This window comes from Streptomyces sp. NPDC008317, assembly GCF_042955955.1.
Lineage (GTDB): Bacteria > Actinomycetota > Actinomycetes > Streptomycetales > Streptomycetaceae > Actinacidiphila.
Map to the genome: position 1 here is coordinate 760,558 of NZ_JBIBFQ010000004.1, position 21,777 is coordinate 782,334.

Annotated in this window: 16 protein-coding genes; 14 read left to right on the top strand and 2 right to left on the bottom strand. The window is 71.5% G+C overall.

What is annotated here, in order from left to right; genetic code table 11:
- Positions 1-1,076: 1,076 nt before the first annotated feature.
- The 14 genes from ACFY9V_RS16640 (at position 1,077) to ACFY9V_RS16705 (ending at position 19,105) form a co-directional block, all read left to right on the top strand.
- Positions 1,077-2,183, top strand: coding sequence for a DUF1996 domain-containing protein (locus ACFY9V_RS16640; RefSeq protein ID WP_355347946.1), 1,107 nt, complete (start codon positions 1,077-1,079; stop codon positions 2,181-2,183).
- Positions 2,184-2,279: 96 nt separating this feature from the next.
- Entirely contained in the window at positions 2,280-4,178 is a 1,899-nt protein-coding gene (locus tag ACFY9V_RS16645) for an adenylyl cyclase (RefSeq protein WP_391161688.1), read from the top strand.
- A 17-nt stretch (positions 4,179-4,195) separates the two neighbouring features.
- On the top strand, positions 4,196-5,953 hold the full coding sequence (locus tag ACFY9V_RS16650) for a discoidin domain-containing protein (protein ID WP_391161690.1): 1,758 nt from the start codon (positions 4,196-4,198) through the stop codon (positions 5,951-5,953).
- Positions 5,954-5,972: 19 nt separating this feature from the next.
- Positions 5,973-6,464, top strand: coding sequence for a DoxX family protein (locus ACFY9V_RS16655; RefSeq protein WP_355347938.1), 492 nt, complete (start codon positions 5,973-5,975; stop codon positions 6,462-6,464).
- 133 nt (positions 6,465-6,597) lie between these two features.
- Positions 6,598-7,983 (top strand): aspartate ammonia-lyase, encoded by a 1,386-nt coding sequence (locus ACFY9V_RS16660; RefSeq protein ID WP_391161692.1) that lies wholly within the window; start codon positions 6,598-6,600, stop codon positions 7,981-7,983.
- Positions 7,984-8,006: 23 nt separating this feature from the next.
- Positions 8,007-8,681 (top strand): DUF402 domain-containing protein, encoded by a 675-nt coding sequence (locus ACFY9V_RS16665; protein ID WP_355347933.1) that lies wholly within the window; start codon positions 8,007-8,009, stop codon positions 8,679-8,681.
- A 284-nt stretch (positions 8,682-8,965) separates the two neighbouring features.
- Positions 8,966-9,640: a methyltransferase domain-containing protein gene (locus ACFY9V_RS16670; protein WP_391161746.1), complete on the top strand. Its 675-nt coding sequence runs from the start codon at positions 8,966-8,968 to the stop codon at positions 9,638-9,640.
- 56 nt (positions 9,641-9,696) lie between these two features.
- Positions 9,697-11,991 (top strand): SpoIIE family protein phosphatase, encoded by a 2,295-nt coding sequence (locus ACFY9V_RS16675; protein ID WP_391161693.1) that lies wholly within the window; start codon positions 9,697-9,699, stop codon positions 11,989-11,991.
- Between the two features lie 539 nt (positions 11,992-12,530).
- The gene (locus tag ACFY9V_RS16680; protein WP_391161695.1) at positions 12,531-13,979 is read left to right on the top strand and encodes a catalase; all 1,449 of its coding nucleotides are present in this window, start codon (positions 12,531-12,533) and stop codon (positions 13,977-13,979) included.
- A gap of 179 nt (positions 13,980-14,158) precedes the next feature.
- Positions 14,159-15,103 (top strand): SPFH domain-containing protein, encoded by a 945-nt coding sequence (locus ACFY9V_RS16685; protein WP_355347925.1) that lies wholly within the window; start codon positions 14,159-14,161, stop codon positions 15,101-15,103.
- Complete coding sequence (locus ACFY9V_RS16690; protein WP_355347922.1) at positions 15,100-15,366, top strand: hypothetical protein; 267 nt, start codon at positions 15,100-15,102, stop codon at positions 15,364-15,366. Before ACFY9V_RS16685 ends, ACFY9V_RS16690 begins: the two co-directional genes overlap by 4 nt.
- 105 nt (positions 15,367-15,471) lie before the next feature.
- Entirely contained in the window at positions 15,472-15,996 is a 525-nt protein-coding gene (locus ACFY9V_RS16695; RefSeq protein ID WP_355347919.1) for a PadR family transcriptional regulator, read from the top strand.
- Positions 15,993-16,694 (top strand): ATP-binding cassette domain-containing protein, encoded by a 702-nt coding sequence (locus tag ACFY9V_RS16700; protein WP_391049189.1) that lies wholly within the window; start codon positions 15,993-15,995, stop codon positions 16,692-16,694. Before ACFY9V_RS16695 ends, ACFY9V_RS16700 begins: the two co-directional genes overlap by 4 nt.
- Positions 16,691-19,105, top strand: coding sequence for an FtsX-like permease family protein (locus ACFY9V_RS16705; RefSeq protein WP_391161696.1), 2,415 nt, complete (start codon positions 16,691-16,693; stop codon positions 19,103-19,105). The genes ACFY9V_RS16700 and ACFY9V_RS16705 overlap by 4 nt, the downstream gene beginning before the upstream one ends.
- Before the next feature lie 94 nt (positions 19,106-19,199).
- Here ACFY9V_RS16705 and ACFY9V_RS16710 read toward each other — a convergent pair whose 3' ends face one another.
- Both ACFY9V_RS16710 and ACFY9V_RS16715 read right to left on the bottom strand, forming a co-directional pair.
- Positions 19,200-20,822, bottom strand: a complete 1,623-nt coding sequence (locus tag ACFY9V_RS16710) for an AI-2E family transporter (protein ID WP_391161698.1) — start codon at positions 20,820-20,822, stop codon at positions 19,200-19,202.
- Between the two features lie 192 nt (positions 20,823-21,014).
- Positions 21,015-21,719 (bottom strand): transglycosylase SLT domain-containing protein, encoded by a 705-nt coding sequence (locus tag ACFY9V_RS16715; RefSeq protein ID WP_355347907.1) that lies wholly within the window; start codon positions 21,717-21,719, stop codon positions 21,015-21,017.
- Between the last annotated feature and the right edge of the window lie 58 nt (positions 21,720-21,777).

A 21,777-nucleotide genomic window follows, 5' to 3' on the forward strand; every position in this document is an offset into this window, starting at 1 on the left:
AGCGGCGGCATGCTCGGACGCGCACGGCGCAGGCACGAGCGGGTACCGCCCTGCGGGGCGCTGGCGGCACGGGAGCCGCGACGGCAACAGCGCGGCACGGGGACGTGCTGACCCACGGGGCGGCAACGACCGCATGCTCGCGCACGGTAGTGGGCACGCACTTGCCCTGCGGGGTGGGGCCGCAACTCCGCAGACTCGGGAGCGGCGACGGCGACATACGCGGGCGCGAGCGCGCACTACACGCGGGCTGGGCGATGGTGCCCGCAGGAGCAGCGGCAGACGCGGACGTGAGAACGGCAGCAGGTACCGCGCGGCCAGCGCGCAAGGGCGAGTCGACGCAGGGCCCGGCGGCAACGGGCCATAAGCCGGTGCACCTGATGCGGCGGGGCGTGGCAGCGCCCGCGTTACGGGGCCGGCCCGGCGGCTGATCGCCGACGCCCGTCGCCCGACATGCGTCCGGGACGCGGCGCTGAACCGGGCGAAGGCCCCGCCCGATGGGGCGCGGCACCGCGCCGGAGCCCTGCCGGTTACCCAACGGCCGGGGGTGACACCCCAGCGTCCACGCCGCAGGCCCGGCGGGGCGACCGCCGCGTATGCCAGCGCACGGCGCCGGGGCGGCGGGGCCGGCCGAAAACCGCGTGGGGTGGGGGCCGCTGATTACGCCAGCACGCAGCGCCCGGGCGGCGGGGCCAGTCGAGAACCGCACGGCGGGGCGGCACCCGCACGTGCCGCACGGGCGGCCCGGCGGGGGGACCGCTGATTACGACAGCGCGTGGCGCCGGGGGTCGGTGGTGAACGCCAGCGCGTGGCGCCGGGGGTTGGTATAGGCCAAGGGCAGGGGGTGGACCTTCACGAAATCCGCAAGAAGTGGAGGGCTTGCAGGCCAGGGTGGTCGGGGGGTGGCGGAATGCCCGGCTCGCGCAGCGGGGCCGATTCATCAACCGTTGACATGTCCTTAGCGGGAGCGGAACATTCCGTACCTGGGAGAGCGCTCTCCCAACTGACGGCCCGTCATGACGCCTGCCGCCACGTCGTGCCGTCAGCCCCCCATGCGCACCATCAAGCAGGAGGTCTCCATGGCACGGAGGACCAGAAGGATCCCGGGGCTGCTCATAGCCCTGTCACTCGCCGCTACCGGCCTCGGTATCGGCGGGGTCGCGATGACGACCGGAAACGCTTCCGCCAGCACACCGGCCGCCGCGGACCACGCGGCCGACCACGCCGGGATGCCCGGCATGGCGATGCCGCTGACCGGCAACGGACTGGCGTCCGGCGACGACCCGGACGGCGACGGCTACATCATGGCGAACCCGCCGGTCACCGGCGTGACGCCGTCGACGTACGAGCCGCCGCACGCGTACTTCCACGAGTTCCAGGCCCAGTGTGCCCCCACGCACACGGCGCCGGACGACCCGATCGTCTTCCCCGGCCAGCCGGGGGCGTCGCACGACCACACCTTCATGGGCAACACCAGCACGAACGGCAACTCCACGACGGCCTCGCTGGAGACCGGTAACACGGTGTGTCTGGCGCCCGGCGACAAGTCGGCGTACTGGATGCCGAGTCTGTTCAAGGGCACCCAGAAGATCCTGCCGGTCGGCACGCAGACGATCTACTACAAGTCGTCCGTGAACGACTACACCAGCGTCCGCCCCTTCCCCAAGGGCCTGCGCTTCGTGGTCGGCAGCCCGAGCCAGACGCAGGACGAGTTCCAGCACCTCAAGGGCACCGTCGAGGGCTGGGAGTGCGGGACCAGTTACCACAACTGGAACATCCCGGTGAGCTGCCCCAACACGCCTGACACGCAGCTCAACATCCGTCTCCAGGCGCCGAGTTGCTGGGACGGCATCCACTTGGACGTGCCGGACCACAAGAGTCACATGGCCTACCCGGTCGCCGGCGGCGCCAACCAGAACGTCTGCCCGGCCGACCACCCGGTCGCCCTGCCGATGATCGAGTTCAAGATGGCCTGGCCGGTGAACGGCGACATGTCGCAGGTCCACCTCTCCAGTGGCCAGGGCTTCTCCTTCCACTACGACTTCTTCAACGACTGGGACGCCCCGACCCTCAACGCGCTGGTCACCCACTGCATCAACGGTGGACTCCAGTGCGACGCCCGCGGTTACGACCAGTCGCAGCCCCAGAAGGGCGCGGCTCTGAACCAGAACTACCAACTGCCGTAAGCCCGGACACCGCGCTCTCCCGCGCGGGCCGGGCTTTACCCGACCCCGTGGGAGAGCGCTCTCCGGAAACCTGTCCCCCCAACACACAGGTGATCTATGAACAGCCCCGCACTTCCCCCCTCTCAACCCCCCACAAGCAGCACAAGCAGCACGACCGGCACACCCGGCTCACCGGTGACATCCGTCTTCTCCCGGCGCGCGGCCCTCGGCGCGCTGGCGGCCCTCGCGGCCACCCCGGTACTGGCGGGCCGCGCCTCGGCGGCCACCGCGGCCGGCGCGAACGGTACGAAGGCCGGTTCGACGGCCGGTACGAAGGCCGGTACGACGGCCGGTCCGCGCGCCGCCGCCGCGGACCCCGACTTCGGCCCCAACGTCCTGGTCTTCGACCCCTCGATGCCGATCGCCGACACCCAGGCGAAGGTCTCGGACGTCTTCCGCCGCCAGGAGTCCAACCAGTTCGGCACCGACCGCTTCGCGCTCTTCTTCAAGCCGGGCACGTACGAAGGACTCGACGTCAACGTCGGCTTCTACACCCACGTCGCCGGTCTCGGCCTGTCCCCCGACGACGTCGACATCCACGGCCTGGTGCACGTCGAGGCCGACTGGATGCAGGGCAACGCCACCCAGAACTTCTGGCGCAGCGCCGAGAATCTGTCGGTCACCCCGACCGGCGGCTCCAACCGCTGGGCGGTCTCGCAGGCCGCCCCGCTGCGCCGCGTGCACATCCGCGGCGAGGTCCCGCTGTGGAACGGCTACGACGGCTGGTCCAGCGGCGGCTTCATGGCCGACTGCAAGGTGGACGGCCGGGTCGTGTCCGGCTCCCAGCAGCAGTGGCTGACCCGGAACAGCGCGCTCGGCGAATGGGCCGGTTCCGTATGGAACATGGTCTTCGTCGGCGTGGACGGCGCACCGCCGCAGAACTTCCCCGACCCCTCCCACACGGTGGTCGACAGCGCCCCGGTGATCCGGGAGAAGCCCTTCTTGTACGTGGACGGGTCCGGCGCGTACCAGGTGTTCGTGCCCGCGCTGCACAGCAACGCCCGCGGGGTGACCTGGAACGGCGGCGCGCAGGGCGAGTCGATCCCGCTGACCGACTTCTACGTCACGAAGCCGGGCGACTCGGCGGCCACGATCAACTCCGCGCTGGCGCAGGGCAAGCACCTGCTGGTCACGCCGGGCGTGTACGCCCTCGACCAGACCGTGGAGGTGACGCGGGCGGGCACGGTCGTGCTGGGCCTGGGCATCGCCACACTGCTGCCGGACAACGGCATCACCGCGCTGTCCGTCGCCGACGTCGACGGTGTGAAGATCTCCGGGCTGCTGATCGACGCGGGCGCCACGAATTCCGCGGTGCTGGTCCGCGTCGGACCGCAGGGCGCCGGCGGCGGCCACGCGGGCGACCCGACGCTCCTCCAGGACGTGTTCGTGCGGATCGGCGGCGCGCAGGCCGGCAAGGCCACCGTCAGCGTCGAGATCAACAGCTCCGACGTGATCGGCGACAACCTGTGGCTGTGGCGGGCCGACCACGGCAGCGGTGTCGGCTGGGACGTCAACACCAGCGACACCGGCCTGGTCGTCAACGGCGCGCGCGTCACGATGTACGGCCTGTTCGTGGAGCACCACCAGAAGACCGAGGTGCTCTGGAACGGCGACGCCGGACGGACGTACTTCTTCCAGAACGAGATGCCGTACGACCCGCCCAACCAGGCGGCCTGGATGGACGGTTCGCGGCACGGCTACGCCGCCTACCAGGTGGCGGACTCGGTCTCCTCGCACGAGGCGTGGGGGCTGGGCAGCTACTGCCTGTTCCTCGCGGACCCCAGCGTCGTCGCCGACAGCGCCCTGCTGGTGCCGAACACGTCCGGGGTGCGGCTGCACGACATGGTCACCGTCTCGCTCGGCAACGACGGGACGATCAGCCATGTCGTCAACGAGACCGGAGACCCGGTGAACAACACCAACTCCGGTATCTCCTACCTGGTGAGCTACCCGTGACCCCTTCGGAGGACGAGATGCGCGCACATGTGATCAGGAGGACGGCCAGGCGCGGCCTGGCGCCCCTCGCGGTGGCGGCACTGGTCGCGGCGGGTCTCGCCGTCGTGCAGGCCCCGGCCGCGCAGGCGGCGGGCAGCGTGGTCAAGGTGACCGGCTCGCAGGGCAATTGGCAGCTCACCGTGGACGGCGCCCCGTACACCGTGAAGGGTCTGACGTGGGGTCCGCAGCCCTCGCAGGCGGCGGCCGACCTGCCGGACGTGGCACGGATGGGCGTCAACACGATCCGTACGTGGGGTACGGACGCGAGCAGCGCGCCGCTGTTCGACGCGGCGGCGGCCAACGGCATCAAGGTGATCGCCGGTTTCTGGCTCCAGCCGGGCGGCGGTCCCGGCTCGGGCGGCTGTGTCGACTACCTGACGGACACCACGTACAAGAACAACATGCTCGCGGAGTTCCCGAAGTGGGTGAACACCTACAAGGACAACCCGGGCGTGCTGATGTGGGACGTCGGCAACGAGTCGGTGCTGGGGCTCCAGAACTGCTACAGCGGTGACCAGTTGGAGCAGGAGCGCAACGCGTACACCTCCTTCGTCAACGACCTCTCGAAAGCGGTGCACGCGGCGGACCCGAACCACCCGGTGACGTCGACCGACGCGTGGACGGGCGCGTGGCCGTACTACAAGCGCAACACCCCGGACCTGGACCTGCTGGCGGTCAACTCCTACAAGGACGTCTGCAACGTCAAGTCGGCGTGGGAGAGCGGCGGTTACGACAAGCCGTACATCATCACCGAGGGCGGCCCGGCCGGTTCGTGGGAGGTGCCGAACGACGTGAACGGTGTGGCGGACGAGCCCACCGACCAGCAGAAGGCGGACGGTTACACCAACGCGTGGAACTGCGTGGCCGGCCACCCCGGTGTGGCGCTGGGCGCCACGCTCTTCCACTACGGCAACGAGGACGACTTCGGCGGCATCTGGTTCAACCTGGTGCCCGACGGCCTGAAGCGGCCCTCGTACTACGCGGTCAAGCGCGCGTACGGCGGGAACACCTCGGGTGACAACCAGCCGCCGCTGGTGACCGACATGACGGTGGACAACGCCACTTCGGGTGTGCCCGCTGGCGGCACGGTGACGATCACCACCTCGACCTCCGACCCGGAGAACGACCCGATCGCGTACCAGGTGCTGTTCAGCAGCATCTACATCGACAACAACGGCTCGCTCACTCCGGCCGCGACCACGCAGAACGGCGGCACGCTGACGGCGAAGGCGCCGGAGAAGGTCGGCGTGTACGAGGCGTACGTCCGCGCCACCGACAACCACGGCAACGTCAGCTACGGCTCCAAGTCGGTGCGGATCGTGCCGCCGAAGCCGAACGGTACGAATGTCGCGCTCAACAAGCCCGCGACGGCCTCGACGTACCAGACCGACCCGACCGGCGGCTGCCCGTGCACCCCGTCGAACGCGGTGGACGGCAACGCCGGGACGCGCTGGGCGAGCGACTGGAGCGACCCGCAGTGGATCCAGGTCGACCTGGGCGCCACCACCGCCTTCCACCACGTCCAGCTCTCCTGGGAGTCGGCGTACGCCAAGGCGTACGACATCCAGACCTCCGACGACGGGCAGAACTGGACGACGGTGAAGTCCGTGACCGACGGCAACGGTGACATCGACGACCTCGACGTCTCCGGCACCGGCCGCTATGTGCGCCTGACGGGCACGCAGCGCGGCACGGCCTACGGGTACTCGCTCTACGAATTCGGCGTCTACAACTAAGCGGAGAGGAGGTGCGCTCATGTCGGACACCGTTACCGGTACGGGTTCGGACTCCCGCATCGACCGGGCCCAGCCGTACGCGCTCAGCCTGTTCCGTATCGTCGTCGGGCTCCTGTTCACCTGCCACGGTGTGGCGTCGCTCTTCGGCGTGCTCGGCACGGCCGAGCTGTCGGCGGGCCGGTGGCCGGGGTGGTACGCGGCGCTGATCCAGCTCGTCGGCGGTGTGCTGGTGCTGTTCGGGCTGGCGACCCGGCCGGCCGCGCTGATCGGCTCGGGGTCGATGGCGTTCGCGTACTTCGACGTCCATCAGCACCGGGGGCTGCTGCCGATCGAGAACGGCGGTGAGGCGGCGGTCTTCTTCTGCTGGACGCTGCTGCTGATCGTCTTCTCGGGGCCGGGCGCCCTGGCGCTGGACCGGCTGCTCGCGGACCGCAGGTCGGCCGCGCGGGCGGCGCTCGACGCGCAGGAGGCGCAGGACGGGGGGAACGGCCGGCTGGCCATGCCCGCCTGAGGCTCCGCGCGGATCTCACGCGGCCTCGCCCGGCTTCACGCGGGCTCGCGCGGCTGCGCGCGGATTCGGCCGATCTCACCACGGGGAGACAGTGCCCGGGAACACCCAGGTGTTCCCGGGCACTGTTATAGGCATGAGCGAATACCGGATCGAGCACGACTCGATGGGCGAGGTACGGGTGCCCGCCGAGGCGAAGTGGCGGGCGCAGACGCAGCGCGCGGTGGAGAACTTCCCGATCTCGGGGCAGCGGATCGAGCGGGCGCACATCGCGGCGCTGGCCCGGATCAAGGCCGCCGCCGCGAAGGTCAACGCGGAGCTGGGCGTCCTGGACAAGGACACCGCCGAGGCGATCCAGGAGGCCGCGGCCGAGGTCGCCGAGGGGCGCTGGGACGAGCACTTCCCGGTGGACGTCTTCCAGACCGGTTCCGGCACCTCGTCCAACATGAACGCCAACGAGGTGATCGCCACCCTGGCCACCGAGCGCCTGGGCCGCGACGTCCACCCCAACGACCACGTCAACGCCTCGCAGTCGTCCAACGACGTCTTCCCGTCCTCCATCCACATCGCGGCGACGGCGGCGGTGGCCGGCGACCTGATTCCGGCGCTCACCCGTCTGGCGGAGTCCCTGGAGGCGAAGGCGGCGGAGTTCGCGACCGTCGTGAAGGCGGGCCGCACGCACCTGATGGACGCCACGCCGGTCACGCTGGGCCAGGAGTTCGGCGGCTACGCGGCGCAGGTGCGGTACGGGATCGAGCGGCTGCGGTCCTCGCTGCCGAGGCTGGCGGAGCTGCCGCTGGGCGGCACGGCGGTGGGCACCGGCATCAACACCCCGGCGGGCTTCCCGGCCGCGGTGATCGCGGAGGTGGCGCGCGCGACCGGGCTGCCGCTGACCGAGGCCCGCGACCACTTCGAGGCGCAGGGCGCCAGGGACGGCATCGTGGAGACCTCGGGGCAGCTGCGGACGATCGCGGTCGGCCTCACCAAGATCGCCAACGACCTGCGGTGGATGTCCTCGGGGCCGCGAACCGGGCTGTCCGAGATCGCGCTGCCCGACCTACAGCCCGGCTCGTCGATCATGCCGGGCAAGGTCAATCCGGTCATCCCGGAGGCGGTGCTGATGGTGGCGGCGCAGGTGACAGGCAATGACACGGCCATCTCGGTGGCGGGCGCGGCGGGCAACTTCGAGCTGAACGTGATGCTGCCGGTGATCGCCCGCAACGTCCTGGAGTCGGTCCGGCTGCTCGCCAACGTCACGCGGCTGCTGGCGGACCGCACGGTGGACGGGATCACGGCGAATGTCGAGCGGGCCCGCGAGTACGCCGAGTCCTCGCCTTCGGTCGTCACTCCGCTGAACCGTTACATCGGATACGAGGAGGCCGCGAAGGTCGCGAAGAAGGCGCTGGCGCAGCGGAAGACGATCCGCGAGGTGGTGATCGAGTCCGGTTACGTCGAACGCGGTCTGCTGTCCGAAACGCAGCTCGACGAGGCGCTGGACGTTCTGCGTATGACGCATCCGTAACAGTGCTTCCGTAAACTCTGTTCATGACAGCCGAAGCCGATCTCTCGACCCGCGCCGGGGAGCGCCACTTCTGGACGCCCGGCGCGCAGGTGCTGTGGCGTTACCGGGGGAACGGCACGGACGCGGTGCACATCTGCCGTCCGGTGACCGTGGTGCGCGACGACGCGGAGCTGCTCGCGGTGTGGATGGCGCCCGGTACGGCGTGCGTGAAGCCGGTGCTGGCGGACGGGACGCCGGTGCACCGGGAGCCGCTGGCGAGCCGGTACGTGAAGCCGCGGGTGGCGCGGGTCGAGCCGTGGTGGGGCGCCGGGGTGCTGAAGCTGGCGCGGCCGGGCGAGCCGTGGTCGGTGTGGCTGTTCTGGGAGCCCGGGTGGCGGTTCAAATGCTGGTATGTGAACCTTGAGGAACCTCGTCGGCGCTGGTCGGGAGGGGTGGACTCGGAGGATCACTTCCTCGACATCTCGGTCCACCCGGACCGCTCCTGGCGCTGGCTGGACGAGGACGAGTTCGCGCAGGCGCAGGCGGACGGGCTGATGCCGGCGGAGCTGGCGGCGCGTGTGCGGCGGGCCGGTGAGCGCGCGGCGGGGGTGGTCAGGGCCTGGGGTCCGCCGTTCCGTGACGGCTGGGAGGACTGGCGGCCCGACCCGGCGTGGCCGGTGCCCGCGCTGCCGCCGGACTGGGACCGGCCGCCGTCGTAGAAGCGGCGGGCCGGGCCGGGGGTACGGCCGCGGTGCGTACGGTAGGGGGCGTAAGCGGGCGTAAGCCGTGGGGGGCGGGAGTGAACCTCCGAGCCCCTTGTTGCGTCCCTGACCCCCAACCGTAGGATCGTGCTCCGGAACACTGCGCAATTGCCGATCGCGGCCTAGAGTTTGACGCTACGTCACAGCGACGCGAACACAGCCATTCGTACAGCCATTCAGCAGCAGCCATCCAGCAGCAGTCAGGGAGGCCCGGAACGGTGGGAACCGGCGGCTACGAGCACATGGGGATCCCCCCTGCCGACGATCACGAGGATCAGGGCAGGGACCGTACCGGCCAGGCCGAGGCGTTCGACGCGATCGGCGACCGGTACGACGAAGCGTTCCCGCACAAGGACGGGCAGGTCAGGGCCGGTGAATGGCTCGTCGAGACCCTGCCCGCCGGTGCCCGTGTGCTGGACCTCGGCTGCGGTACGGGACTGCCGACCGCGCGCCAGTTCACCGACGCGGGGCTGCGGGTGACGGGCGTGGACCTGTCGGCCGGAATGCTCGCGCAGGCACGGGTGAACGTGCCCGCGGCCGACTTCGTCCAGGCCGACTTCGCCGACCTCACCGAGGGCGGGCCGCTGGCGTCGGGAAGTTTCGCGGCGGTCGCCGCGTTCTTCTCGCTGCTCATGCTGCCCAAGGACGAGATCCCCGGCACCTTGCGGGCGCTCCACGGCCTGTTGGAGCCCGGCGGCCTGCTCGCCGTGTCGATGGTGGAAGCCGATCTGGACAATGTGCCGATTCCGTTCCTCGGTCACACCATCCGGGTATCCGGTTATCTAAGGGATGAACTGCGCCATGTCGTGGTGGACGCGGGCTTCGAGGTGATCAAGGAGGATTCGTACGCCTACGCACCGGCGAGCACCGACGTGCCGCCGGAGGAGCAGATCTTCCTCTCCTGCCGACGCGCCTGACCAGGCCCGACCCGCCGCGGCCAGCGCGTGGCGCACAGACGGATGGAACGACTCGCGTGACCACGGACCCGCCCCGTACGCCCAGGAACCACGCCGCGACCCCACCGGACCCGCGTGGCGGCTTCGCCGTACCCGAGACGCCTTCGGGGCCGAGTACCGCTGCGGGCCTCGGCTCGGCCACGGGCCACCACGAGCTGCCCCGCGCCGCCCGCGACTTCGAGTCGGCGCGCGGCCTGGCCTCGGCGGCCTCCGCCACACCCCCGCGCCCCGGTGGGGCCCGCTCGCACGACGAGAACGAGCCGGAGGGCAGGCCGGCCGAGCGCCCCGGCGCCGACCACCCGGCGGCCGAGCGCCCCGCCACCGACCGCCCCGGCGCGGACCGGCCCTCGGCCATACCCGGCGGATCCGCCCCCGAGACCCCGCGCGGACCCTCGCGCGCCGTGGAGCCGCACCTGCCGCCGCTGCCGCCCATCCCGACGCACGGCTCCGGCTGGACGGCGCCGCCCGAGGGCGAGTCGCTGGCGTCGTTCGTCAGCACTCCGCCGCGCGGCACACCGCTGGAAGCGGCGGGACACCCAGGCGACGAGGATTCTGTGGGGATGCGCATCCCGATGCCCGTGCAGACCGGTCCCGAGGCCGACCGGCTGCGATACGTGGGCGCCGCGACCCGGCGGATCGCCCGCGGGCTCGACCTCGACGAGATCCTGCTCGGCCTGTGCCGCTCGGCGGTGCCCGCCTTCGCCGACGCGATCCTCGTCTATCTTCGCGACCCGCTGCCGGTCGGCGACGAGCGGCCGTCCGGGCCGCTGCGGCTGCGGCTGCGGCGCGCCGACGGCGGCCTGGAGGAGCCCGCGGACCCGCTGGCGACCGCGACCGCCCCGGTCGGCGCGGCGCCGCTGCTGCCCGCCCTGGAGTCGTCGTACGGCGGCGCCGCCGAGTCCATCGCGGTGCTGCTCGACGGGCCGCTGGCGGAAGTGCTGCGCGGCGTACGGCCGGTCTTCGCCGACTCCCCGCGCGCCGCCGACGCGCTCGCCGAACTCCTCGGCCGCCCCGACCACAGCGACGGGCCGCTGCCGGGCATGCCGACCGGGCGCCGCGCCCTGCTGGCACCGCTGCGCGGCCGTCGCCGGGTGATCGGCGCCGCGGTGCTGCTGCGGCGCGCGGACCGTACGCCCTTCGAGGCGGACGACCTGCTGGTGGCCGCCCAGCTCGCCACGCACACCGCGCTCGGCGTCGACAAGGCCGTGCTCTACGGCCGCGAGGCGTACATCGCGGACGCCCTCCAGCGCGAGATGCTGCCGGACTCGCTGCCGCAGCCGACCGGCGTCCAGCTCGCCAGCAGATACCTTCCGGCGGCCGAGTCCGCGCGCGTCGGCGGCGACTGGTACGACGCGATCCCGCTGCCCGGCAGCCGGGTGGCGCTCGTCGTCGGTGACGTCATGGGCCACTCCATGACCTCCGCGGCGATCATGGGCCAGCTCCGTACCACCGTCCAGACCCTGGCCGGGCTCGACCTGGCGCCCCAGGAAGTCCTCTACCACCTGGACGAACAGGCCCAGCGGCTCGGCCAGGACCGCATGGCGACCTGCGTCTACGCCGTCTACGACCCGATCGCCCACCGGCTGGTGGTCGCCAACGCGGGCCACCCGCCGCCGGTGCTGCTGCACGCCGACGGTCTCGCCGAGGTGCTGCGCGTGCCGCCCGGCGCGCCCATCGGCGTCGGCGGGGTGCCCTTCGAGGCCGTGGAGCTGCCCGCCCCCGCGGGGGCGACCCTGCTGCTCTACACCGACGGCCTGGTCGAGTCCCGCAGCCGTGACGTGTGGGGCGGCATCGAGCTGCTGCGCGAACGGCTGCACGACGCCGCCAGCGTGGTCTCGCCGCCGCCGCTGGAGCCGCTGTGCGACGAGGTGCTGGAGATCCTCGGCCCCGGCGACCGCGACGACGACATCGCCCTGCTCGCCGCGCGCTTCGACGGCATCTCGCCCAGCGACGTCGCCTACTGGTTCCTGGAGCCGCACCCCCAGACGCCCGGCCGCGCCCGCCGCCTGATCCGCCAGGCCCTGCGCCGCTGGGACCTCGAGGACCAGTCCGACGCCGCCGAACTCCTGGTCAGCGAGATCGTCACCAACGCCGTGCGCTACGCCGAGCGCCCCATCACCCTGCGCCTCCTGCGCACCGACGTCCTGCGCTGCGAAGTCGGCGACGACGCGCCTCTTCTGCCGCGCATGCGCCACGCCGCCCCGGAGGAGGAAGGTGGCCGCGGCCTCTACCTCGTCAACCGCATGGCCCAACGCTGGGGCGCCACCCGCTTGGGCGCGGGCAAGGTGGTGTGGTTCGAGCTCCCGATCTAGGGCCGTACGGGGGTGGGGGTGCCGTCTTGGGTGGGGTTGCCGTGGGGGGTGAACGCCCGCGGCACCCTCTTGCGTCGGCTCAGCGTGGCGGCGGACCGTGGGTGGGAGCCGTCTTGCGTCGGCTCAGCGTCACGGCGGACCGTGGGTGGGAGCCGTCTTGCGTCAGCTCAGCGTCACGGCGAACCGTGCGTGGGAGCCGTCTTTCCCATGCTCACCGCGATCCCCTTTTTTTGCCGCCCTCTCGCCTCCGGCGGCTTAGATCCGGTGTCGACGCTCCTCTTCGACGGTCGCTCGTTCCTCGCTCCCTGCTCATCGTCGCTTTCGACACCGGCGCCGCCTTCGGCTCGCTGGCTACCGGCGAACCCACCTGCGCAGCGGTACCGGAGGGGCGCAGCCCCTCGCGCGAACGCACCCCGGTGACTCGGCCACCAGCGTGACCGAGGGTCACCGCAAGGTGGCTCAGCGTGCCGACAGGCATATTCGGTGGGAAGGTGGGGAGCAGCGAGGTCATACGACTCCCGAGCGTGAGGACACTCTCGATGAGCACCCCGTACACCACCAACAACGCCGGTATCCCGGTCGAGAGCGACGAGCACTCGCTGACCGTGGGGGCCGACGGGCCGATCCTGCTGCAGGATCACTACCTGATCGAGAAGATGGCCCAGTTCAACCGGGAGCGGGTCCCCGAGCGGGTGGTGCACGCCAAGGGCAGCGGGGCGTACGGCCGGTTCGAAGTGACCAACGACGTCAGCCAGTTCACCCGCGCCGACCTGTTCCAGCCGGGCAAGCGCACGCAGATGCTGGCGCGGTTCTCGACGGTCGCGGGTGAGCAGGGCAGCCCGGACACGTGGCGGGACCCGCGCGGCTTCGCGCTGAAGTTCTACACCGAGCACGGCAATTACGACCTGGTCGGCAACAACACCCCGGTGTTCTTCGTGCGCGACACGATCAAGTTCCAGGACTTCATCAGGTCGCAGAAGCGCCGCCCGGACAACGGGCTGCGCGACAACGACATGCAGTGGGACTTCTGGACGCTCTCGCCGGAGTCCGCGCACCAGGTGACGTGGCTGATGGGCGACCGCGGCATCCCCAAGTCGTACCGGCACATGAACGGCTACGGCTCGCACACGTACATGTGGGTCAACGGCGGCGGCACGAAGTTCTGGGTGAAGTACCACTTCAAGACCGACCAGGGCATCGACTTCCTCACCCAGGCGGACGCCGACACCCTCGCGGGCCAGAACGCCGACTACCACCGGCAGGACCTGTGGGAGTCCATCGACCGCGGCGACCACCCGTCGTGGACGCTGTATGTGCAGGTCATGCCGTTCGAGGACGCGGCGGGCTACCGCTTCAACCCGTTCGACCTGACGAAGGTGTGGCCGCACGGCGACTACCCGCTGATCGAGGTCGGCCGGATGACGCTGGACCACAACCCCGAGGACTACTTCGTCCACATCGAGCAGGCGGCGTTCGAGCCCTCGAACATGGTGCCGGGCATCGGCCCGTCCCCGGACAAGATGCTGCTCGGCCGCCTGTTCTCGTACCCGGACACGCACCGGTACCGGATCGGCCCCAACTACGCCCAGCTCCCGCCGAACCGCCCGCACTCGCCGGTCAACTCCTATGCCAAGGACGGCCCGATGCGGTACGAGCCGTCGAACGCGGGGGCGCCGTACGCGCCCAACTCGTACGGCGGACCGGCCGCTTCGCCGCAGGCGTACGGCGAGGTCACCGGCTGGCGGGCGGCGGGCGAGATGGTGCGCGAGGCGTACGCGCTGCACGCGGAGGACGACGACTTCGGGCAGGCGGGCACGATGGTGCGCGAGGTGCTGGACGACGCGGCGCGCGCCCGGCTGGTGTCGAACGTGGCGGGCCACCTCAGCGACGGGGTGAGCGCGCCGGTGCTGGAGCGGGCGCTGACGTACTGGCGCAATGTCGACCAGTCGCTGGGCGACCGGATCGCCGGTGAGGTCAAGACCGGCTGACGCCCACCGAAGCGCAGCCCCGAGGCACGTGATCATGTCCCGTGCCCCGGGGCTGCATCGCGTCCGGGGGCGGGTCAGGTGCGGGTCCGGTGCGGGTTCGAGGCTTTGCCAAGGTTTGGGTTTCCCGAAAATGTGATATCTCTTTGATAGACACTTTTTCGGAGGAACGGGGACCCGCCATGTCGGACCAGAAACCACAGCTCGCCGTCGACGCACCGGACATGCCCGCGCCGCGGGTGCAGGAGCGACGGGCGGTGGGCATGCCCGGTCTGCCCTTTCTGCTGCTCGCACTGGTGGTGGTGGCCGGTGGTGTGGCGCTGATCGTCGCGGGCGCGGTGCACGCCAAGGACCACCCCGGCGCCCTCGCGACCACGCTGATCGTCGCGGGCGCGGTGGTCGTCCTCTGCGCGTTCATCACCCTGTTCGGCCTCACCCAGGTCGCGCCGGGCTCGGCGCGGGTGTGCCAGCTCTTCGGGCGCTACCAGGGCACCATCCGGCAGGACGGCCTGCGCTGGGTGAACCCCTTCACCAGCCGCCGCAAGATCTCCACCCGGCTGCGCAACCACGAGACCTCGACGCTGAAGGTCAACGACGCGTACGGCAACCCGATCGAACTGGCCGCGGTCGTGGTCTGGCAGGTCAGGGACACCGCGCAGGCGACCTTCGAGGTCGACAACTACGTCCAGTTCGTGAGCATCCAGACCGACACCGCCGTCCGGCACATCGCGACCAACTACCCGTACGACGCCCACGACGGCCAGTCGATCTCGCTGCGCGGCAACTCCGAGGACATCACCGAGCGGCTGTCCGCCGAGATCGCCGCCCGCGTCGAGTCGGCCGGTGTGAAGATCATCGAATCCCGCTTCACACACCTCGCCTACGCGCCCGAGATCGCCTCCGCGATGCTTCAGCGGCAGCAGGCCGGGGCCATCGTGGCCGCCCGGCAGACGATCGTGGACGGCGCGGTCGGCATGGTCGAGTCGGCGCTGTCCCGGATCGCCGAGCAGGGGATCGTCGAACTGGACGAGGAGCGCAAGGCGTCCATGGTCAGCAATCTGCTGGTCGTGCTCTGCGGTGACCGCGCCGCGCAGCCGGTCCTGAACACGGGCACCCTCTACCAGTGACCTCCTCCGCGCCCGACGACGGGCCCGACGGGGCGGGCGGCGGGGAGACCGCCGCCCGCCCCGTACGCAAGCAGGTGCTGCTGCGGCTCGACCCCGCCGTTCACGACGCCCTCGCGTCCTGGGCGGCGGCGGAGCTGCGCAGCACCAACGCGCAGATCGAGTTCCTGCTGCGCCGCGCCCTCGCCGAGGCGGGCCGCCTGCCCAGCGCGACCCGCCCCCTCCCCCGCCGCGGCCGGCCCCCGAAGCCGTCGGCCGGTACGTAGGCCCCGCCCGCCACCGGCCCCCTCCCGACACCACCGCACGGCGGCGGAAGGCAGCGCTCCGGTGCGTATACATGGTGTGTATACCCGTGGTGTACAGTGCTCCGCATGTCAATTGGGCACACCCTGCTCGGACTCCTGGAGTCCGGCCCGCGCCACGGCTACGACCTCAAGCGCGCATTCGACGAACGGTTCGGACACGACCGCCCGCTGGCCTATGGGCAGGTCTACTCGACGATGGCCAGGCTGCTGAAGAACGGCCTGGTCGAGGTGGACGGCATAGAGCCGGGCGGCGGCCCCGAGCGCAAGCGGTACGCGATCACCGAAGCGGGGATCACGGACGTCGAGACGTGGCTGACACAGCCGGAGAAGCCGGAGCCGTACCTCCAGACCACGCTGTACACGAAGGTCGTGCTGGCGCTGCTGACCGGCCGCCCGGCCGCCGACCTGCTCGACACCCAGCGCGCCGAGCACCTGCGGCTGATGCGCGACCTCACCCGGCGCAAGTCGGCGGGCGACCTGGCGGACCAGCTCATCTGCGACCACGCCCTGTTCCATCTGGAGGCGGATCTGCGGTGGCTGGAGCTGACCGCCGCCCGTCTCGACCAGCTCGCCGCGGAGGTGGCCAAATGAACGCGTCGACCGAGCCCCGACCCGAGCCGCTGCTGGTGGCCGCGGGACTGCGCAAGGCGTACGGCCCGACCCCGGCGCTGGACGGCGCCGACTTCAGCATCAGGCCCGGCGAGGTCGTCGCGGTCATGGGCCCCTCGGGGTCGGGCAAGTCGACCCTGCTGCACTGCCTGGCCGGCATCGTGAAGGCCGACTCCGGCCAGGTGCGCTACCGGGGACGCGACCTGTCGGCCATGTCGGACGGTGAGCGCAGCGCGCTGCGCCGCGCCGACTTCGGCTTCGTCTTCCAGTTCGGCCAGCTCGTACCCGAGCTGACCTGCCTGGAGAACGTGGCGATGCCGATGCGGCTCGGCGGCGCCAAGCGCAGGCCGGCCGAGCAGCAGGCGGCGCAGTGGCTGGAGCGCCTGGAGGTCGCCGACATCGCCGACAAGCGGCCCGGCGAGGTCTCCGGCGGCCAGGGCCAGCGCGTCGCGGTGGCGCGCGCGCTGGTCGGCGGCCCGCGGGTCGTCTTCGCCGACGAGCCGACCGGCGCGCTGGACTCGCTCAACGGCGAGCGGGTGATGCGGCTGCTGACCGACGCCGCGCACGACACCCGCGCCGCCGTCGTCCTGGTCACCCACGAAGCGCGGGTGGCCGCCTACTCCGACCGGGAGATCGTCGTGCGGGACGGGAAGTCGCGCGACATGGAGCGGGTGTCATGAACAGCCGCGAACCTCACGGCACCGAGGCACCGGACCAGCCGGCCGGCGTGCGGACCTGGGCGCGCGACCTCGCGCTCGGCGCGCGTTTCGCGGCGGGCGGCGGACGCGAGGGCTGGACCCGTACGGTGCTGACCGCCGTCGGCGTCGGGCTCGGCGTGGCGCTGCTGCTGCTCGCCGCCGCCGTACCGGCCATGCTGGACACGCGGGAACAGAAGCGGGTGGCCCGCGACACCTCCTCCGCCACGTTCATCGCCAAGCCGTCCGACCGCTCGCTCCTGGTGGCCGACGTCAGGACCGTCTACCGGGACTCGCAGATCGGCGGCTCGCTGCTCCAGGCCGAGGGGGCCAAGGCGCCCTCGCCGCCCGGCGTCGCCCATCTGCCGGGCGCCGGGGAGATGGTGGTCTCCCCCGCGCTGCGCAAGCTGCTGAACTCCACGCCGCTGCTGCGCGAGCGCATCCCGTACAAGATCACCGGCACCGTCGGGGAAGCCGGGCTGATGGGCCCGAGCGAGCTGCTGTACTACGCGGGCAGCGATCAGCTCACCGCCCGTGACGAGAACTACGGGCACGGCAACGCCACTCGGGTCACCTCGTACGGCTACCACGCCCCGTCCGAGGCGATGAGCCCGGTGCTGACGCTGCTGCTGGTCGTCATGCTGGTGGTGCTGCTGCTGCCGGTCGCGGTCTTCGTCGGCGCGGCGGTACGGCTGGGCGGCGAGCGGCGGGACCGGCGGCTGGCGGCGATGCGGCTGGTCGGCGCGGACATCCGGATGACCCGCAGAATCGCCGCGGGGGAAGCCCTGTTGGGGTCGCTGTTCGGGCTGGTGCTGGGCGCGGTGTTCTTCTTCACCGGTCGGCAGCTGGCCTCGCACTTCACGATCCACGACATCAGCGCCTTCCCCGCCGACATGACGCCGAACGCGGCGCTCACCACGCTGATCGTGCTGGCGGTCCCGGTGGCGGCCGTCGCCGTGACCCTGGTCAGCCTGCGCGGCACGGCGATCGAACCGCTCGGCGTGGTCCGCCAGGGGCTCGGCCGGCGCCGCACCCTGTGGTGGCGGCTGCTGGTGCCGCTGGTCGGAATCGGCCTGCTGGTCCCGCTGTTCGGTTCGGTCAACGGCAGCGACGCGCATGTCAACGAGTACCAGACCGCGGCGGGCGCGGTGCTGCTGCTGTTCGGTGTCACCACGGTGCTGCCGTGGGTCGTGGAGGCCGTCGTCGGACGGCTGCGCGGCGGGCCGGTCGCCTGGCAACTGGCCACCCGCAGGCTCCAGTTGAACAGCAACGGATCGGCGCGGATGGTCAGCGGCGTCACGGTCGCGGTCGCCGGGGCCATCGCGCTCCAGATGCTCTTCGCGGGCGTCAACGACACCTTCGTGCACTCCACGGGCGCCGACACGTCCCGTATCCAGGCCACCGTCAGCGCGCCGACCGCCGACGCGCGGCAGGCGGTCGACTACACCGCGAAGGTCCGGGCGACGCCCGGCGTGGCGCGGGCGTACGGCTTCATCGACACGCGGGCCACGCAGCCGGACGCCAGCAAGCTCGGCCCCGACGCCGAGACCGCCTACATCCCGCTGCTGGTCGCCGACTGCGACACGCTGCGGCAGATGGCGGACATCGGCTCCTGCGGGGCGGGCAGCGTCTACATCGTGCCCAACAACGAGCAGTGGGGCGCGTCGTCCAACGCGGACCTGGCCAAGTACGCCAAGCCCGGCAAGCGCCTCGACCTCAACACCGGTGCCCTGCCGTACACCGGCGCTCCGCGGCTGTGGACGGTCCCGTCCGACGCCCGTTCGGTCACGGCGCGGACCGACCCGCGCGGTCAGACCAACTGGGGCGTCCTGCTGACCCCCGAGGCCGTCGACCAGTCGAAGCTGGCCGATCCCACGGCCGTCGTCATGGTCAACCTCGACGCGGGCAAGCGGGACGCGGTGGAGTACCTGCGCAACACCGGGGCCGCGCTCGGCCCGACGGTCACCGTCTCGGCCGTGAGCGACAGCACCACGCAGACGCAGTACGGCCAGTTGCGGCGCGGCCTGTTCGTGGGCGCGGCCATCACCATGGCGCTGATCGGCGCCAGCCTGCTCGTCACGATGCTGGAGCAGCTCCGCGACCGCAAGAAGCTGCTCGCCGTCCTGGTCGCCTTCGGCACCCGGCGCACCGCCCTGGCCTGGTCGGTGCTGTGGCAGACGGCCATTCCGATGGCGCTCGGCCTGGTCCTCGCCTGTGTCGGCGGGCTCGGGCTCGGTGCCGCGCTCCTGGCGATGGTCGGCCGTACGTTCCACGTCGACTGGGCGATCGTCGCCCAGATGTCGGCGATCGGCGCGTCCGTCGTCCTGGCCGTCACCCTCCTCAGCCTGCCGCCGCTGTGGCGGCTGATGCGGCCGGACGGTCTGCGGACCGAATAGGCCGAAGGCCGAAGGGCGAACGACGCGACCGCCCCCGCGTCCGGAGGGGGGACGCGGGGGCGGTCGGAGGCGGGGGGCGGTCGCGGGGGCGCTGTTAGGCGGACGCGCCCTCGTGAGTGTGGTCGTCCTCGTGGGAGGGGTCCCGGTCGTCCGGGCCGGGACCGTTCGGGCCGGGGCCCTCAGGACCGGAACCCTCGGGACCGGAGCCCTCAGGACCGGAGCCCTCAGGACCGGGGCCGTCCGGTGTCGGGCCGCCCGAGGCCGGGGCCTCCGGGTCCGCCGGGGGCTGACGGGTGGTGACCGGGGCGATCTCGTAGGCCGTCGCGCCGTGCGGACCGGCTGCGGCCGCCGCCCGCTCCTTGGTGTGGGCCCTGAGGTAGCCGACCACCGTGTTGCCGACCGCGACCAGCGGCACGGCGACGACGGCGCCGCCGATGCCCGCGATCATCGAACCGGCGGCGACGGACAGGACGACGGCCAGCGGGTGGACGCGGACGGCGCGGCCGAGGATGAAGGGCTGGAGGATGTGCCCCTCGATCTGCTGGACGGCGAGCACGACGACCAGCACCATCAGCGCGGTGAACGGCCCCTGGGTGACCAGGGCCACGACGACCGCGATGAAGCCGGAGGCGACGGCGCCGACCAGCGGCACGAAGGACGACAGGAAGATGACCACGGCCAGCGGCACGGCCATCGGCACGCCGAGGAAGAAGATGCCGACGCCGATGAAGATGGCGTCGATGAGGGCGACTATCACCGTGCCGCGCACGTACAGGGTGAGGGTGCGCCAGGCGCGCGGACCGGCGCCGGCCAGCCCGTCCCTGGCCGCGTCGGGGAACAGCTTGAGGAACCAGTTCCAGATGTTCGGCCCGTCGTAGAGCAGGAACAGCGTGCTGAACATCGCCAGCAGTATGCCGGTGAGCAGTTCGACGATGACGGTGACGCCCTGGAGCCCGGCGTCGGTCAGCGCCTTGGTGTTGGAGCCGATCGCTTCCTGGAGGTTCTTGGCGACCTGGTTGATCTGGTCGTCGGTGACGTGGAAGGGGCTGTTGAGCAGCCACTTCTTCACCTCGTTGACGCCGTCCTGGAGGCTGGTCGACAGATTGCTGATGTTGTCCATCACCTGCCAGACCACGAACCAGCCGACCAGGCCCATGATGACGAAGCCGCCGACGAAGACCATGGCCGTCGCCACCCCGCGCGGCACACCGCGCCGCTTGAGGCGGGCGACGAACGGCTGGAGCAGCGCGGTGATCAGCAGGCCGGCGGTGAAGGCCAGCACCACGAGCTGTACGGCGCCGATCACCCGCATCAGCACCCAGACGGTGCCCGCGAGCACCAGCAGCCGCCAGCCGACCTCGGCGCCGACGCGCATGCTCCACGGCACGGCCGACACCGGATCGGGCTGCGGCGCGCGCGGCGCGGGCACGACGACGACGGGCGGGGGCGCGACGGCCCCGCCTCCCGCACCGGCGGCCTTCGCCGTACGCTTCCCGCCGCCCGGTTCGGAGGCCGCGTCGGGCGTGTCGGCCCCCCGGTCCGCACCGGCGGAGGGGTCGGTGGCGGGAGCGGCGTCCGAGGAGTCGCGGCGCGGGTCCTCGATCGCGGCGCCGACGCCGCGGCTCGCGTTCACCGCCGCCTGGCGTTCGTCGATCCGTCCGGCGATATTGGCCAGCCCGGAGGCCAGTACGGCGCTCCAGTGGCGCTTGTCCGGCATTGCTCTCCCCTGACCCCGTCGACCATCTGTGGAACTGCTGAGAATGACGATGTTATTCGCGAGGAGGGTTGCCTCCCACATCCTCCCCGCGCCTACCCCGTTCCGGGACACGCACAAGCCCCCGGCCCTGAGGGCTCGGGGGCTTGCGGAGAGATACCGCGCACTGCCGCCTGACGGCTGGGCGCCGTCGGCTCAGTAGTAGTTGTGACTCTGCCAGAACGACCATGCGCCGCAGGGGCTGCCGTACCGGCTGTTCATGTAGTTGAGGCCCCACTTTATCTGCGTGGCCGGATTGGTCCGCCAGTCCGAGGCGACCGAGGCCATCTTCGAACCGGGGTTGGACTGAACCAGGCCGTACGCCCCGGAGGAGGGGTTGGTCGCCGTGTAGTTCCAGCCGCTCTCGCGGGAGACGATGTTGGAGAAGCACGCGAACTGGTCGCCGCCGACGATGGTCTGCGCCATCGCCTTGACCTGCGCCACCGTGTACGAGGCCGTGACGGGGAACGTGGCACGTGAGTCGCCACCGCCCCGGCTGGCGGCCTCTTCGAGCTTGCGCTGCTTCTCCTTGGCAGCCGCCTCGTCCGCCGCCTTCTTCTTGGCGGCGGCGTCCTTGGCCGCCTGGACGCGGGCGGTCTGCTCAGCGGACTGCCGGGCCGTGGCATCGGCGGCGTCCGACTGCGCCTGCACCTGCTCGGTCAGCGAAGCCTGCTGAATCTGCTGCCCAGCGGGAATGTCCGCAAGGAGGGTCGTCGTGCCGGCTGCTTCGACAGGCTCGGAAGAGCCCTGGTCGGCGCCCGACGCGACGCCTACGACGGCGCCCACAGTGGTGACCGCAGTGGCCGAAGCCACCGCGAGTCCCCGGACCGAGATCCGGCTCACACGGTTTCCTTCCAGCATCGCCCGATGGGTGACCTCACGGACGAAATCGTGCCCCTGGCACGGTCCCCTTCCTGCC

Coding starts and splice junctions, on each gene's coding strand:
- ACFY9V_RS16665 (WP_355347933.1), top strand. CDS start 8,007: ATGACAGCCGAAGCCGATCTCTCGACCCGCGCCGGGGAGCGCCACTTC.
- ACFY9V_RS16645 (WP_391161688.1), top strand. CDS start 2,280: ATGAACAGCCCCGCACTTCCCCCCTCTCAACCCCCCACAAGCAGCACA.
- ACFY9V_RS16660 (WP_391161692.1), top strand. CDS start 6,598: ATGAGCGAATACCGGATCGAGCACGACTCGATGGGCGAGGTACGGGTG.
- ACFY9V_RS16670 (WP_391161746.1), top strand. CDS start 8,966: ATGGGGATCCCCCCTGCCGACGATCACGAGGATCAGGGCAGGGACCGT.
- ACFY9V_RS16695 (WP_355347919.1), top strand. CDS start 15,472: ATGTCAATTGGGCACACCCTGCTCGGACTCCTGGAGTCCGGCCCGCGC.
- ACFY9V_RS16650 (WP_391161690.1), top strand. CDS start 4,196: ATGCGCGCACATGTGATCAGGAGGACGGCCAGGCGCGGCCTGGCGCCC.
- ACFY9V_RS16710 (WP_391161698.1), bottom strand. CDS start 20,822: ATGCCGGACAAGCGCCACTGGAGCGCCGTACTGGCCTCCGGGCTGGCC.
- ACFY9V_RS16715 (WP_355347907.1), bottom strand. CDS start 21,719: ATGCTGGAAGGAAACCGTGTGAGCCGGATCTCGGTCCGGGGACTCGCG.
- ACFY9V_RS16700 (WP_391049189.1), top strand. CDS start 15,993: ATGAACGCGTCGACCGAGCCCCGACCCGAGCCGCTGCTGGTGGCCGCG.
- ACFY9V_RS16705 (WP_391161696.1), top strand. CDS start 16,691: ATGAACAGCCGCGAACCTCACGGCACCGAGGCACCGGACCAGCCGGCC.
- ACFY9V_RS16655 (WP_355347938.1), top strand. CDS start 5,973: ATGTCGGACACCGTTACCGGTACGGGTTCGGACTCCCGCATCGACCGG.
- ACFY9V_RS16680 (WP_391161695.1), top strand. CDS start 12,531: ATGAGCACCCCGTACACCACCAACAACGCCGGTATCCCGGTCGAGAGC.
- ACFY9V_RS16685 (WP_355347925.1), top strand. CDS start 14,159: ATGTCGGACCAGAAACCACAGCTCGCCGTCGACGCACCGGACATGCCC.
- ACFY9V_RS16640 (WP_355347946.1), top strand. CDS start 1,077: ATGGCACGGAGGACCAGAAGGATCCCGGGGCTGCTCATAGCCCTGTCA.